Raw genomic sequence first — 13,233 nt, 5'->3', positions numbered from 1 at the left:
CCGCTAGGCGGACTTGTTGCGGAACTTCGCCACCGCCAGCGGCGCGGTCACCGCGGTGATGCCCACCGTCCAGGCCAGCGTGATCCACACCGAGTGGGCCACCGCGCCGCCGTTGATCAGCGCACGGGAGGCGTCCGCGAGGTTGGACAGCGGGTTGGCCTTGGTGAACGCCTCAAGCCAGCCCGGCATGGTGGAGGTCGGGGCGAAGATGGAGCTTCCGAACTGCAGCGGCATCAGCACCAGCATTCCGATCCCCTGGACGGCCTGCGCCGTCTTCATGGTCAGACCCAGCAGGATGAAGATCCACATCAGCGAGGCGCCGAAGACCAGCGCGAGCAGCACGGCGGCCAGCAGGTGCAGCACCGAGGTGTGAATGGTCAGGCCGAGCGCGAAGCCCATGCCCAGCAGGATCGAGGTGGCCAGCAGCATGCGGCCGATCTCCACGACGATCTTGGCGATGAGGACCGAGGACCGCGCTATCGGCATGGTCCTGAACCGGTCCATCACCCCCTTCTTGAAGTCGTCGTTGATGCCGCTGCCGACCGCCTGGGCGATGTTCATGCCCATCATCGCCATCAGGCCGGGGACCACGTAGTTGACGTACTCGTGCTGGTTGCCCTTGCCGGAGATCGCGCCGCCGAAGACGTACACGAACAGCAGGGTGAAGATGACGGGCATCAGCAGGGCGTCGAACATCGACTCCGGGTCCTGCTTGATCTGCAACGCGTTGCGCCGCACCAGGGCGCCGATGTGGCGCAGGTTGGCCCGCAGGCCGATGCGGCCTTCCGCTGAACGTCCGGCCGGGGGCGCGCTGATCGTGGCCGCACTCATGCCGCCACCTCCTCAAGGGTCTCGTCGGACGCAGAACCGGACGGGGTGCCGGACGCGGTGTCGTCGTCGGCCGGGGCCGAGGCCTTCTGGCCGGTGATGGCGAGGAACACCTCGTCCAGGCTGGGCAGATGGGTGCTGATACCGGCGATGCGGAACGACCGCTCGCCCAGCAGGCCGACGATCGCGGTCAGTTGCTCGTCGCTGATGATCGCCACGTTGACCAGGCCCTCGGCCTCGTCGACCACGGCGCCGCCGACCCCGTCGAGGCCGGAGCGGGACAGCGTGTCCGCCATCGCGCGCAGGTCGCCCCGGGCCGCCGGGCGGATCTGCAGGGTGCGGCCGCCGACCTTCGCCTTCAGCTCCTCGACCCGGCCCTCCGCGATCACCCGGCCGCGGTCGAAGACGGTCAGCTCGTCGGCGAGCTGCTCGGCCTCCTCCATGTACTGGGTGGTGAGCAGCACCGTCGCGCCGTCGGCGACCATGCGCTGCACCTCCTCCCACACCTCGTTGCGGGTGCGCGGGTCCAGGCCGGTGGTCGGCTCGTCCAGGTAGAGCACCGAGGGGCGGCCGATCATGCTCGCCGCCAGGTCGAGGCGGCGGCGCATGCCACCGGAGTACTGCCCGGCGGGCCGCTTGGCCGCGTCGGTGAGCGAGAAGCGCTCCAGCATCTCGTCGGCGCGCCCCTTGGCGTCCTTGCGGGACAGGTCGAGCAGCCGCCCGATCATGTAGAGGTTCTCGCGTCCGGAGAGCTTCTCGTCGACGGACGCGTACTGCCCGGTGAGCCCGATCACCCGGCGCAGCTGGCGCGGCTGGGTGAGGACGTCGTACCCGGCGACCCGGGCGCTTCCGGCATCCGGGCGGATCAGCGTGGACAGGACCCGCACGAGCGTGGTCTTGCCCGCGCCGTTCGGCCCGAGCACTCCGAGCACCGTGCCCTGGCGCACGTCCAGGTCCACTCCGTCGAGGGCTTTCGTCGGGCCGTAGTGCTTGACCAGGCCCCGTACTTCCACGGCGTTGCCGCCGCCACTGGTCTGCTTGATGCTTGTCATGCCTCTACGGTGACCCACCTCGCCGACAGGCCGCCGACAGCCCGCTGACAGCGCCGCCCGGGCCCTGACAGCGCCCCGACGAACCCCCGCCGAGGCGGCCCCGGCACGTCGGCGCCGCAGGTCAGGCCGGCACCGAGACCAGCTTCTGGCCCTGCGTGGTGATCACGTCGAAACGGGCGATGTCGGAGGGGGACATGGCGGTGGCCCCGGAGACGCTGATCGGCCGCGGCTTGCCGCCCGACGCGTAGCCGCCCGGTGGCACCGTCCAGTTCGCGACCGTCTCCTGCTGCCCGTGGGTGCCGACGACGACCAGGTGGCAGGTGCGGGGGCCGCCGACGTCGGACAGCCGCATGTCGATCTGGGTGCCCCACTGGCGTGCGGTCAGCCCGATCGTGGCGGACACCCCGGTGCCGGCGTCCGTGGCGGTGTAGCTGTGGGCGAACGACTGGCCGGCGGCGGGCGGGCTGCTGGTCGTCTCCATGCTCACCACGGCCGCGGTGGGCCCCGCGACGATCAGCGCCGCGGCGGCCACCGCCATCAGCCTGCGCCACCGCCGCTTCGTGCGGCGCTCACCGGCCACCTCGGCGAGCAGCCGGTCCAGCAGGGCGCCGTCCGGAGGCCGGGGCGGACCGTCCTGGCCGATCTCGGCCAGGATCGGCACCAGGCCACTCAGCTCCTCCAGCCGGGCGGAACACGTACCGCACACCGCGAGGTGCTGTTCGAACCGGTCCATGTCGGACTCGTCCAGCACGCCCAGCACATAGGCGCCGACATCGACGTGCGGGTCGAACGGTTCGAAACCGGTCACGAGGTCACCCCTCTCTCCTCCAGTGCGATCCGCAGGCTGCGCAGCGCGTAGAAGACGCGTGAACGCACCGTGCCGGGCGGCACCCCCAGGCGGGCCGCCGCCTCGGTGGTGCTGCGGCCCTTGAAGTACGTCTCTATCAGTACCTGACGGTGCGACTCGGTGAGGTCGTCCAACGCGTCGGTGATGGTCATCATCCGCAGGGCGCGGTCGAGTTCGTCCTCGGCGGGCAGCTGCTCCAGCGCGGCCGGGCCGGTCTCGGGCGGGCGGGTCATCCGGCCGCGGTGGCCGTCGATCACCACCCGGCGGGCGACCGTCACCAGCCAGGGACGCAGCGACCGGGCGGCCGGGTCCAGCCGGGAGGCGCTGCGCCAGGCACGCAGCAGCGTCTCCTGCACGACGTCCTCGGCCAGATGGCGGTCACCGGCGACCAGCCGCATCACGTAGGCCAGCAACGGGCCCGCGTGCTCGCGGTACAGCGCCCGCATCAGCTCCTCCTCCGGCCCCTGCTCCGGAGGGTGACGTCGGTCCACACCCACATCCTCGCGCACGCCCGGCTCCCGTCCCACCCGCTCCTCGGCTCCCGCGGTCTCAGTAGCCGTCGCCACCGGACCCGCTCGGGGTGCTGGGGGTACTCGGGACGCCGGGGGATGCCTGCGGCTCCTCCGGCGAGGCCGCCGGCACATCGGTACGGCGGACCGGCCCTGGAGGGTCGGCGAAGCGCTTGCTGTGGGGGGACATGGTGGCTCCTTCCGTATGTCCAGGGGCCTTCACCTGGTCATACGGAAGGAGCCGGGGTATTGCTCAACGCGCGCGGCACCGACTCCAGCGGACGCCGCGCCCGGTCACCATGAGGTCACCGCGAGATCAGTGGAAGCTGTGCTCCGCCGCCGGGTAGACGCCGCCGACCACCTCGTCGGCGAACGACCGCGCCGCGCCGCCCAGCACCTCGCGCAGCTGCGCGTACTGCTTGACGAACCGCGGCACCCGGCCGCCGGTCATGCCCGCCATGTCGGTCCACACCAGCACCTGCGCGTCGCACTCGGGCCCCGCGCCGATGCCGACGGTGGGGATGTGCAAGGCGGTGGTGACCTCGGCGGCCAGCTCGGCCGGCACGACCTCCAGCACGACCGCGAAGGCGCCCGCGTCCTGCACCGCCTTGGCGTCCCGCAGCAGCTGCTGGGCCGCCTCCTCGCCGCGCCCCTGCACCGGGTAGCCGCCGAAGGCGTTGACGGACTGCGGGGTCAGGCCGACGTGCGCCATGACCGGGATGCCGGACTGCACCAGCAGCTCGATCTGGTGGGCGGAGCGCTCGCCGCCCTCCAGCTTGATCGCGCCGACCCCGGAGTCCTTCATCAGCCGGGTGGCGTTGCGCAGCGCCTGGGTGGCGCCCTCCTGGTACGAGCCGAAGGGCAGGTCGGCGACGATCAGCGCGCGCTTGGTGCCCCGTACGACGGCCGCCGACAGGATGGCGATCTCGTCCATGGTCACCGGGACGGTGCTGTCGTAGCCGAGGTGACAGTTGCCCATCGAGTCACCGACCAGCAGCACCGGGATGCCCGCGTCGTCGAAGACGGAGGCGGTCATGGCGTCGTAGGCGGTGAGCATGGGCCACTTCTCGCCGCGTTCCTTGGCGGCGGCTATGTCGCGGACGGTGATACGGCGAGTGCTCGTGCCGCCGTACAGCGCCTTGCTGCCGTCGGAGGATTTCTGGGCAGGCTCGACGTGCGTCATGGCAACGGCTCCTTCGTGTCTCGAGGCGCCCTGACGGCGTCCCCGGATCGCCTTCCATGCTGGCACGGCACGGCGGTCGCCGGAAGTCCACGGAGACGTAACGTCCATCTCGCGGTGGCCCGCCAGGGCCCGGGCGGCCCTGGACGCGGTCCCCGATCAGGTGCGTCCGCCCGGCTGATGTGCGGGCTCCGCGACGGCCGTATGCGCATCCTGTCACGAAGCGCTGATCAGGGCCGATACCGGGGAACTGGTCCTTCCGGACGCCTCGTCCCACGGGAGGAACGCGCACCGGCCGCCGGGGCGCCGACCGTCTAGGGTCGGTCCGGCGGACGGGAGCGTGAGGCAGCACGGAGAGCGCAGCGAGTACGAACGAGTGAGGTCGGCCCATGGCGCAGGCGTACAGGACGGACGAGACCATGGACGGTCCCGGACCGGACGGCCGGGGGCGCCGGGAACGGGCGCGGTGGCGCGACGGCGGGATGTGGCGGCGCGGCAAGGTCCCGGCGGCGCTGGCGCTGGCCGTCGCGGCGCTGATGCTCTTCCACGCCGACGTGCCCAACACCGTCGGCAACCTGGGCTCCCTGCTGGAGACGTTCCTGCCCTGGGTGGGCATGGTGGCCGTGCCGCTCCTGCTGCTGTGGGCCCTGCTGCGGCGCTCGGCGACCGCGGTGGCGGCGCTGGTGCTGCCGGTGGCGGTGTGGGGGAGCCTGTTCGGCGGGCTGCTGAGCGACAAGGCGGTGCCGGGCGGTGACCTGACCGTCGTCACCCACAACGTGGACGCCGCCAACCCCGACCCGGCCGGCACCGCCAAGGACATCGTCGCCTCCGGCGCGGGCATGGTGGCCCTGGAGGAGCTGTCGCCCAAGGCCCTGCCGGTCTACGAGCAGGGCATGGCGGCGGCCTACCCGTACCGCGCGGTCGAGGGCACGGTCGCGCTGTGGAGCAAGTACCCGCTCAGCGGCACCCGGCCGGTCGACATCCGGCTGGGCTGGACCCGCGCGCTGCGCACCACGGCCAGCACGCCCGAGGGCGACATCGCGGTCTACGTGGCCCACATGCCGTCGGTGCGGGTCCACCTCCAGGGCGGCTTCACCGCCGACCAGCGTGACACCAGCGCCGCGGCGCTCGGCGACGCGATCGCCGCCGAGCCGCTCAAGGACGTCCTGCTGCTCGGCGACCTCAACGGCACGATGAACGACCGCAGCCTGTCCCCGATCACCGCGCAGATGCGCTCGGCGCAGGGCGCGGCGGGCGACGGCTTCGGCTTCAGCTGGCCGGCGTCGTTCCCGATGGCGCGGATCGACCAGATCATGGTCAAGGGCATGACCCCGACACGCTCGTGGGTGCTGCCGAGGACGGGCAGCGACCACCTGCCGGTGGCGGCGACGCTGAAGCTCGGCTCGTAGCGGGACAGCGGGACAGCGGGACAGCGGGACAGCGGGACAGCGGGACAGGGGGCGTCCAGGCGTCGCGGAGGCCGTTCGTAGCGGGCTCGACACCTTTCGGTTACGCGCTGGAATACTGCGTGGGGCAGACTTTGTTCCGTAACGGAACAAGCTCGTGTTGACGCACCTCCCGCACCGCCCCCGAGACGATGGAAGGCTCCCGCCCCATGCCCCTGGCCCTGCTCGCTCTGGCCATCAGCGCTTTCGGCATCGGCACGACCGAGTTCGTGATGATGGGCCTGCTGCCCAACGTGGCGGCGGACCTCCACACCTCGGTGCCCACGGCCGGTTACCTGGTCTCCGCCTACGCGCTCGGCGTCGTCGTCGGCGCGCCGCTGCTCACCGCCGTCGGCTCCCGGCTGCCGCGCCGCCGGATGCTGGTGGTGCTGATGGCGGTCTTCACGGTCGGCAACCTGGCCTCCGCCCTCGCGCCCGGCTACGGCACGCTGCTCGCCGCCCGCTTCCTGGCCGGGCTGCCGCACGGCGCGTTCTTCGGCGTCGGCGCGGTCGTCGCCGCGCGCCTGGTCGACGAGGGACGCGGCGCCCGCGCGGTCGCCCGGATGTTCCTCGGCCTGACCGTCGCCAACGTCGTCGGCGTCCCCGTCGCCACCCTGCTCGGCCAGCACCTCGGCTGGCGCGCCACCTTCGCCGTCGTCGCCGTGATCGGGCTGGCCGCGATGGCCGCGCTCGTCGTCCTGCTGCCCGAACTGCCCGCGGAACGGCGGCACTCGGGCGGCCTGCGCGCCGAGGTCGGGGCGCTGGGCGACCGCCGGGTGGTCCTCGGCCTGCTGACCACCGTCCTGGGCTTCGCCGGCGTCTTCGCGGTCTACAGCTACCTGGCCTCGATGCTGACCCGGGTCACCGGTGTCTCCGCCGCGATGGTGACCGTGGTGCTCGCGCTGTTCGGCGTCGGCATGACGCTGGGCGCGCTGATCGCCGGGCCGCTCACCGACCGCGCCCCGCGCCCCACGCTCTACGGCGCCCTGGGCGCCCTCGCGGTCGTCCTGGCGCTCTTCCCGTACGCGATGCGGCACACGGCGACCGCGCTGGTGGCGGTCGTGCTGCTGGGGCTCGTCGGCTTCGCGACCACCACGCCGCTCCAGATGATCGTGATGCGGCACGCCCGGCACGCGCCGACGCTCGCCTCCGCGTCCAACCAGGCCGCCTTCAACCTCGCCAACGCGGGCGGCGCCTGGGTCGGCGGCGCCACGATCGCGGCCGGCCTCGGCTGGACCTCGCCCGCGTGGGCGGGCGCCGGGCTGGCGGCCGTCGGACTCGCGGTCGCCGTGCTGGGCGGACGGCTCGGCGCGGGGGACGAGGCGACGGGCACGCGGGTGATCGCCTCGTCGCGGGAGGAGGCGCGGGAGGACGCGGTACGCGAGTCGTCCGCGTCCCCCTGCTGAGCCTCCGGCCGTCGCGCCGAACGGCCGCGCCGAACGGCCGCGCCGAACGGCCGCGGCGGGCGGCCGTAGCGGGGGCGGCCGTAGCGGGCCGGGCGGGCTAGAAGCCCTCGCGCCAGCGGTTGGTGATCGGCAGGCGGCGGTCCTTGCCGAAGCCCTTCGCGGTGATCTTCGTGCCCGGCGGGTACTGGCGCCGCTTGTACTCGGCCGTGTCGACCAGCCGCAGGATGCGGGTGACCAGCGCCTCGTCGAACCCGGCCGCCACGATCGCCGCGCGGCCCTGGTCCTGCTCGACGTACAGGTCCAGGATCTCGTCCAGGATCGCGTAGTCCGGCAGCGAGTCGGTGTCCACCTGGCCGGGGCGCAGCTCCGCGCTGGGCGGCTTGGAGATGGAGTTCTCCGGGATCGGCGGCACCTGGCCGCGCTTGCGGGCCGCCTCGTTGCGCCACCGGGACAGGTCCCAGACCTTGGTCTTCAGCACGTCCTTGATGGGCGCGAAGCCGCCCACCGCGTCGCCGTAGAGCGTCGAATAGCCGCACGCCAGCTCGGACTTGTTGCCGGTGGCGAGGACCAGGTGGCCTTCCTGGTTGGAGATGCCCATCAGCGTCGTGCCGCGCAGCCGGGCCTGGAGGTTCTCCTCGGCGAGACCGGTCAGCTGAAGCGACGACATGTACGCGTCGAACATCGGGCCGATCTCCACCGTGCGGTAGTTCAGCCCGGTACGCCGCGCCATCTCGGCCGCGTCGCCGCGCGAGTGGTCGGAGGAGTAGCGCGACGGCATCGAGACCGCGTACACGTTGCGCGGCCCGATCGCGTCGCAGGCGATCGCCGCGACCAGCGCCGAGTCGATGCCGCCGGACAGCCCCAGCAGCACGCTGTGGAAGCCGTTCTTCGCGAGGTACGCGCGCAGGCCCACGACCAGCGCCGTGTAGACCTCCTCGTCGTCGTCCAGGCGCGGCGCCAGCTCGCCCGGCACCTGCGGCTCGTACGCGGGCAGCGGCTCGGCGGAGACCGTCCGGTGCTCGATGACCAGGCCGTCGTCCACCGTGCCTGACGGCACCTCACCGGCCGCGGGCAGGTCCAGGTCGACCAGCACGCACCCCTCCTCGAACTGCGGCGCGCGCGCGATCACCTCGCCCCCGGCCGAGACCACGATGGAGTCGCCGTCGAAGACCAGGTCGTCCTGGCCGCCGATCATCGCCAGGTACGCCAGCGTGCAGCCCGCCTCCTGGGCCCGCTTGCGCACCAGATCGAGACGCGTGTCGTCCTTGGACATCTCGTACGGCGACGCGTTCACCGACACCAGCAGCCCGGCGCCCGCGCTGCGGGTGGCCGGCACCCGGCCGCCGTCCTGCCACAGGTCCTCGCAGATGGCGAGCGCGATGTCGACACCGCGCACCCGCACCACCGGCAGCGTGTCGCCCGGCACGAAGTAGCGGAACTCGTCGAAGACCCCGTAGTTCGGCAGGTGGTGCTTGGCGAAGCGCAGCACGACCTCGCCGCCGTGCAGCACCGCCGCCGCGTTCTGCGGAGCGCCGGCGGGCTGGCCGTAGCGCGGCTCGGCCTTCTCGCTGCGGTCGAGGTAGCCGACGAGCACCGGCACCTCGCCCAGGCCCTCGGCGGCGAGCCGGGAGGCCAGCGAGGTGAGCGCCGAGCGCGACGCCTCGACGAACGAGGAGCGCAGCGCCAGGTCCTCCACCGGGTAACCGGTCAGCGCCATCTCGGGGAACGCCACGAAATGCGCGCCCTGGTCGGCCGCGTGCCGGGTCCAGCGCACGATCGATTCGAAGTTTCCGGCGATGTCACCGACGCATGAGTCGATCTGACTGAGGGCGAGTCGAAGTTGAGGCACGGGCCCAGCGTAATCGTCCGATCGACGCGATGTCCCCCGGGGGACGGCCGGAAACAGTCCGGGTCGTCCCCCGGGGGCCTGTGGTCATCGCCGGGCGCCCCGCGTCACCGCTGCCGGTAGCCGAGGACCGTCATCATGCCGCTCTGCGCGTGGTAGACGTTGTGGCAGTGCAGCATCCACAACCCCGGGTTGTCCGCGTCGAAGTCCACCGACACCGTGCGCCCGGGCAGCACGATCACGGTGTCCTTGCGCGGGCCGCCGTCCGGCAGCGCGAAGCTGTGGCCGTGCAGGTGCATCGGGTGCCACATGTCCGTGGCGTTGCGGAACGTCAGCCGGACCCGCTGCCCCGCCGTGACCGCCACCCGCCGTGCCGGATCGTACGCCTTCCCGTCGATGCCCCAGTCGTACGAGGCCATGCCACCGGTGAGCTTCAGCGGCACGGTGACGTCCGGGGCGCGGGCGGGCAGCGCGACGGAGGCGGCGGCGCGCAGCCGGTCCGCCGTGAGCAGCCGCCCGTCCAGCTCGGCGGGGCGGGTGCGCGCGTCCGGGGCGGCGCCGGAACCGGTGCGCAGCACGGCCAGCCCGCTCGCGCCCTTCCCCTCGGCGAGCGCGACCAGCGGGAACACCCCGTCGCCCGCGGTGACCAGCACGTCGTAGCGCTCGCCCATGCCGAGCAGCAGCGCGTCCACCGTCTCGTGCGCCACCGGACGCCCGTCGGTGTGGGTGACCGTCATCCGGTGACCGCCCAGCGCCACGCGGAACGCCGTGTCGCCGCCCGCGTTGACGATCCGCAGCCGGATCCGGTCGCCCGGTCGCGCCGTGAACGACGTCGGCGCCGTCGCGACCCGCCCGTTGACCAGGTAGTACGGGTACGCCACGTCCCCGGCGTCGCCGCCCAGCAGAGCGCTTCGGGCACTCATGAGCATGCGGTCGGGGCCGGAGGGGGAGGGAGCGGCGGAGGCGCTCGGCATGGGCATGCCGGAGTCGGAGGGCATGGGCTTGCCGGATGTGGATGCCATGGGCTTGCCGGAGGCGGCGGGCGCGGCCATGTCCATGCCTGCCATGCCGTCCATGCCCGGCATCCCGCCGCCGTCGCCGCTCGACGCGCTCGGGTCGGCGGACCCGCCCATGCCGCCCATGCCGCCCATGCCGCCCATGCCCCGGGACAGTTCGGCCAGCACCGCGTCCGGGGTCGAGCCGTCCACCCCGTCCAGCCAGTCGTCCAGCACGACCACCCATTCGTGGTCGTAGGCCAGCGGCTCCCGCGGGTCCTCCACGACGAGCGGCGCGTACAGGCCGCGGTCCGCCTGCACGCCGACGTGCGGGTGCAGCCAGTACGTGCCGGGCTCCGGCACGGCGAAGCGGTACGTGAACCCGGCGCCCGGCGGCACCGCGCGCTGGGTGAGGTCGGGCACGCCGTCCATGTCGTCGCGCAGGGCCAGCCCGTGCCAGTGCACGGTGGTGGGCTGCGGGAGGTGGTTGGCGAGGACGGCTTCCAGCGTGCCGCCCGCGGTCGTCCGGATCTCCTGCCCCGGCAGCTGGCCGCCGTACGTCCAGGTGCGGACGGACGGCCCGCCCAGGTCGGCGGTGGACGCGGTCGCCGTCAGCCGGACCCGGTGGACCGCGCCGCCGTGGCGGCGGCGTTCGGCCGCGGCGACCTCGGGGCCGTCAGGGGAGACGTATCCGGCCGCCGCGGGCGAGCCGGAACCGGAGCGGGGGCCGGAGGCCGAGCAGGCGGTGAGCGGACCGGCGGCGGCCAGCCCGAGAGCCGCGCCGAGTACGGCGCGTCGTCGGTGTTCGCGCATGGTGGAGGCACCCTCGTGGTGTCGGTGGGCACGTGCGCGTGACGCACGTGTGATGGCGGCGGTGAGGGAACCGCGGCCTATATGCGCAAAACCGACTGCCGTACGAGAGCGGTGGACAACGGGGGCGGCTGCGGCCACCGGACCCGCCCGAGCCGCAGTGCCCGAGCCGCCGCCAGGACGCCGGGACGCCGCAGCACCGCGACCCCCAGCAGCAGGAGCAGGGCGACCGCCCAGGAGCCGAGCACGGCGAGGCAGACGTCCATCGGGTCCATCGCGGGCAGGGAACGCGAGCCGTGCGCGGCATCGGCGGTCCGGCCCACGTCCTGATGACCCGTCACGGAGGACGCGTGCGCCGTCACCGCCGTGGACGTCATCGGGGTCATCGGGCTCATCGAGGTCATCGGCGTCGTGGCCGTCATCGACCTCGTGGCCGTCATCGTCCCCGTCGGCGCCATCGGGTGCCCGAACGAGTGCATCGCCGCGACCCCGAGCACCAGCGCGGCGACCAGCAGCAGACGGCGGACCATCGTGACACCCCCCTCCGGTATCGCAACCCACCCCAACCGGGACCACCGAGGGAAACCCTACCCGGGCCCACTGACACCCCCTCCGGCCCCGTGGGCGCGAATCCGCGCTCGTGTTCCACAATGGCGGAGAGCGCGCGCAGCGTTACGCACAGGAAACCCGCGACAGTGATACTGGCTGTGCCCTCCACCGTTGCCCTACGGTGCCCCGTGACCGCTGATCAAGCCGTCTGACCTGCGAGGATATGAGGACCATGGACAAGCAGCAGGAATTCGTCCTCCGGACCCTGGAGGAGCGGGACATCCGCTTCGTACGGCTGTGGTTCACCGATGTGCTGGGCTTCCTCAAGTCCGTCGCCGTGGCCCCCGCCGAGCTTGAGCAGGCGTTCGACGAGGGCATCGGCTTCGACGGCTCGGCCATCGAGGGGTTCGCCCGGGTCTACGAGTCCGACATGCTGGCCAAGCCGGACCCCGGCACCTTCCAGATCCTCCCGTGGCGCGCCGAGTCCCCCGGCACCGCCCGGATGTTCTGCGACATCCTGATGCCGGACGGCTCGCCCTCCTACGCCGACCCGCGCTACGTGCTCAAGCGCACCCTCTCGCGCGCCTCCGACCTCGGGTTCACCTTCTACACCCACCCCGAGATCGAGTTCTTCCTGCTCAAGGACAAGCCGGTGGACGGCACCCGGCCCACCCCGGCGGACTCCTCCGGCTACTTCGACCACACCCCGCAGCACGTCGGCCAGGACTTCCGCCGACAGGCCATCACCATGCTGGAGTCGATGGGCATCTCGGTGGAGTTCTCCCACCACGAGGGCGCCCCCGGCCAGCAGGAGATCGACCTGCGCTACGCGGACGCGCTGTCCACCGCGGACAACGTCATGACGTTCCGTCTGGTGATGAAGCAGGTCGCGCTGGAGCAGGGCGTCCAGGCCACCTTCATGCCCAAGCCGTTCTCCGAGTTCCCCGGCTCCGGCATGCACACCCACCTGTCGCTGTTCGAGGGCGACCGCAACGCGTTCCACGAGTCCGGCGCGGAGTACCAACTCTCCAAGGTCGGGCGGTCGTTCATCGCCGGACTGCTGCACCACGCGGGCGAGATCTCCGCGGTCACCAACCAGTGGGTCAACTCCTACAAGCGCATCTGGGGCGGCTCCCAGCGCACCGCGGGCGCGGGCGGCGAGGCGCCGTCGTACATCTGCTGGGGCCACAACAACCGCTCCGCCCTCATCCGGGTGCCGATGTACAAGCCGGGCAAGACCGTCTCCACCCGGGTCGAGGTCCGCTCCATCGACTCCGGCGCCAACCCGTACCTGACCTACGCCGTCCTGCTCTCCGCGGGCCTGAAGGGCATCGAGGAGGGCTACGAGCTGCCGCCCGGCGCCGACGACGACGTGTGGGCGCTGTCCGACGCGGAACGCCGCGCCCTGGGCATCGAGCCGCTGCCGCAGAACCTCGGCGAGGCGATCACCCTGATGGAGCGCAGCGAACTGGTCGCCGAGACCCTCGGGGAGCACGTCTTCGACTTCTTCCTGCGCAACAAGAAGCAGGAGTGGGAGGAGTACCGCTCCGAGGTCACCAAGTTCGAGCTGACGAAGATGCTGCCCATCCTCTGACCCGTGCTGGCCGTGACCGGATCCTGTCCTGTGACCCGTGGCTGAATCCTGTCCTCCGACCCCTGACCGGATCCTGACGCGGGACCGGCCCGCGGGGGGGGGGGGCGTGCCCGGCCGGTGCGCGCCGCGCGCGGCATACCGGCGCACGCCCGTCCCGGTTAGGCTCGCCGCA

The 13,233-nt window shown here is 72.5% G+C and carries 12 protein-coding genes; 3 read left to right on the top strand and 9 right to left on the bottom strand.

What is annotated here, in order from left to right; genetic code table 11:
* Positions 1–3 precede the first annotated feature (3 nt).
* From K7472_RS15770 to panB, 6 genes are all read right to left on the bottom strand, one after another.
* Complete coding sequence (locus tag K7472_RS15770) at positions 4–831, bottom strand: ABC transporter permease (RefSeq protein WP_222978396.1); 828 nt, start codon at positions 829–831, stop codon at positions 4–6.
* Entirely contained in the window at positions 828–1,880 is a 1,053-nt protein-coding gene (locus K7472_RS15765; RefSeq protein ID WP_222978395.1) for an ATP-binding cassette domain-containing protein, read from the bottom strand. Before K7472_RS15765 ends, K7472_RS15770 begins: the two co-directional genes overlap by 4 nt.
* A 121-nt stretch (positions 1,881–2,001) precedes the next feature.
* Positions 2,002–2,688 (bottom strand): anti-sigma factor family protein, encoded by a 687-nt coding sequence (locus tag K7472_RS15760; RefSeq protein WP_308013933.1) that lies wholly within the window; start codon positions 2,686–2,688, stop codon positions 2,002–2,004.
* Positions 2,685–3,218: a sigma-70 family RNA polymerase sigma factor gene (locus tag K7472_RS15755; protein WP_308013932.1), complete on the bottom strand. Its 534-nt coding sequence runs from the start codon at positions 3,216–3,218 to the stop codon at positions 2,685–2,687. Before K7472_RS15755 ends, K7472_RS15760 begins: the two co-directional genes overlap by 4 nt.
* A 58-nt stretch (positions 3,219–3,276) precedes the next feature.
* Positions 3,277–3,426, bottom strand: coding sequence for a hypothetical protein (locus tag K7472_RS32660; protein WP_252395649.1), 150 nt, complete (start codon positions 3,424–3,426; stop codon positions 3,277–3,279).
* Positions 3,427–3,552: 126 nt separating this feature from the next.
* Positions 3,553–4,419: a 3-methyl-2-oxobutanoate hydroxymethyltransferase gene (gene panB / locus K7472_RS15750; protein WP_222978393.1), complete on the bottom strand. Its 867-nt coding sequence runs from the start codon at positions 4,417–4,419 to the stop codon at positions 3,553–3,555.
* A 479-nt stretch (positions 4,420–4,898) separates the two neighbouring features.
* Between panB and K7472_RS15745 the strand changes: the two genes are divergently transcribed.
* Complete coding sequence (locus K7472_RS15745; protein ID WP_372457975.1) at positions 4,899–5,825, top strand: endonuclease/exonuclease/phosphatase family protein; 927 nt, start codon at positions 4,899–4,901, stop codon at positions 5,823–5,825.
* Between the two features lie 206 nt (positions 5,826–6,031).
* Positions 6,032–7,267, top strand: a complete 1,236-nt coding sequence (locus K7472_RS15740) for an MFS transporter (RefSeq protein WP_222978391.1) — start codon at positions 6,032–6,034, stop codon at positions 7,265–7,267.
* A 97-nt stretch (positions 7,268–7,364) separates the two neighbouring features.
* On the opposite strand, the gene K7472_RS15735 is transcribed toward K7472_RS15740, so the two are convergent.
* The 3 genes from K7472_RS15735 to K7472_RS15725 all read right to left on the bottom strand — a co-directional run bounded on the left by K7472_RS15735 (position 7,365) and on the right by K7472_RS15725 (position 11,448).
* Positions 7,365–9,116 (bottom strand): NAD+ synthase, encoded by a 1,752-nt coding sequence (locus K7472_RS15735; protein ID WP_222978390.1) that lies wholly within the window; start codon positions 9,114–9,116, stop codon positions 7,365–7,367.
* Between the two features lie 104 nt (positions 9,117–9,220).
* The gene (locus K7472_RS15730; protein WP_222978389.1) at positions 9,221–10,921 is read right to left on the bottom strand and encodes a multicopper oxidase family protein; all 1,701 of its coding nucleotides are present in this window, start codon (positions 10,919–10,921) and stop codon (positions 9,221–9,223) included.
* 77 nt (positions 10,922–10,998) lie between these two features.
* Positions 10,999–11,448: a hypothetical protein gene (locus K7472_RS15725; RefSeq protein WP_222978388.1), complete on the bottom strand. Its 450-nt coding sequence runs from the start codon at positions 11,446–11,448 to the stop codon at positions 10,999–11,001.
* Between the two features lie 251 nt (positions 11,449–11,699).
* On the opposite strand from K7472_RS15725, the gene glnA2 reads away from it, so the two are divergent.
* The gene (gene glnA2 / locus K7472_RS15720; RefSeq protein ID WP_222978387.1) at positions 11,700–13,061 is read left to right on the top strand and encodes a gamma-glutamylpolyamine synthetase GlnA2; all 1,362 of its coding nucleotides are present in this window, start codon (positions 11,700–11,702) and stop codon (positions 13,059–13,061) included.
* Positions 13,062–13,233: the final 172 nt, after the last annotated feature.

The sequence above is a fragment of the Streptantibioticus parmotrematis genome (assembly GCF_019890615.1).
Lineage (GTDB): Bacteria > Actinomycetota > Actinomycetes > Streptomycetales > Streptomycetaceae > Streptantibioticus_D > Streptantibioticus_D parmotrematis.
Note: the sequence above shows the minus strand (reverse complement) of the source record. Positions and strands in the feature narration are given on the sequence as shown.

Bases quoted from the DNA above. Each gene is read 5' to 3' on its own strand.
- K7472_RS15770 (WP_222978396.1), bottom strand. From the start codon at position 831: ATGAGTGCGGCCACGATCAGCGCGCCCCCGGCCGGACGTTCAGCGGAA.
- K7472_RS15765 (WP_222978395.1), bottom strand. From the start codon at position 1,880: ATGACAAGCATCAAGCAGACCAGTGGCGGCGGCAACGCCGTGGAAGTA.
- K7472_RS32660 (WP_252395649.1), bottom strand. From the start codon at position 3,426: ATGTCCCCCCACAGCAAGCGCTTCGCCGACCCTCCAGGGCCGGTCCGC.
- panB (WP_222978393.1), bottom strand. From the start codon at position 4,419: ATGACGCACGTCGAGCCTGCCCAGAAATCCTCCGACGGCAGCAAGGCG.
- K7472_RS15745 (WP_372457975.1), top strand. From the start codon at position 4,899: ATGTGGCGGCGCGGCAAGGTCCCGGCGGCGCTGGCGCTGGCCGTCGCG.
- K7472_RS15740 (WP_222978391.1), top strand. From the start codon at position 6,032: ATGCCCCTGGCCCTGCTCGCTCTGGCCATCAGCGCTTTCGGCATCGGC.
- K7472_RS15730 (WP_222978389.1), bottom strand. From the start codon at position 10,921: ATGCGCGAACACCGACGACGCGCCGTACTCGGCGCGGCTCTCGGGCTG.
- K7472_RS15725 (WP_222978388.1), bottom strand. From the start codon at position 11,448: ATGGTCCGCCGTCTGCTGCTGGTCGCCGCGCTGGTGCTCGGGGTCGCG.
- glnA2 (WP_222978387.1), top strand. From the start codon at position 11,700: ATGGACAAGCAGCAGGAATTCGTCCTCCGGACCCTGGAGGAGCGGGAC.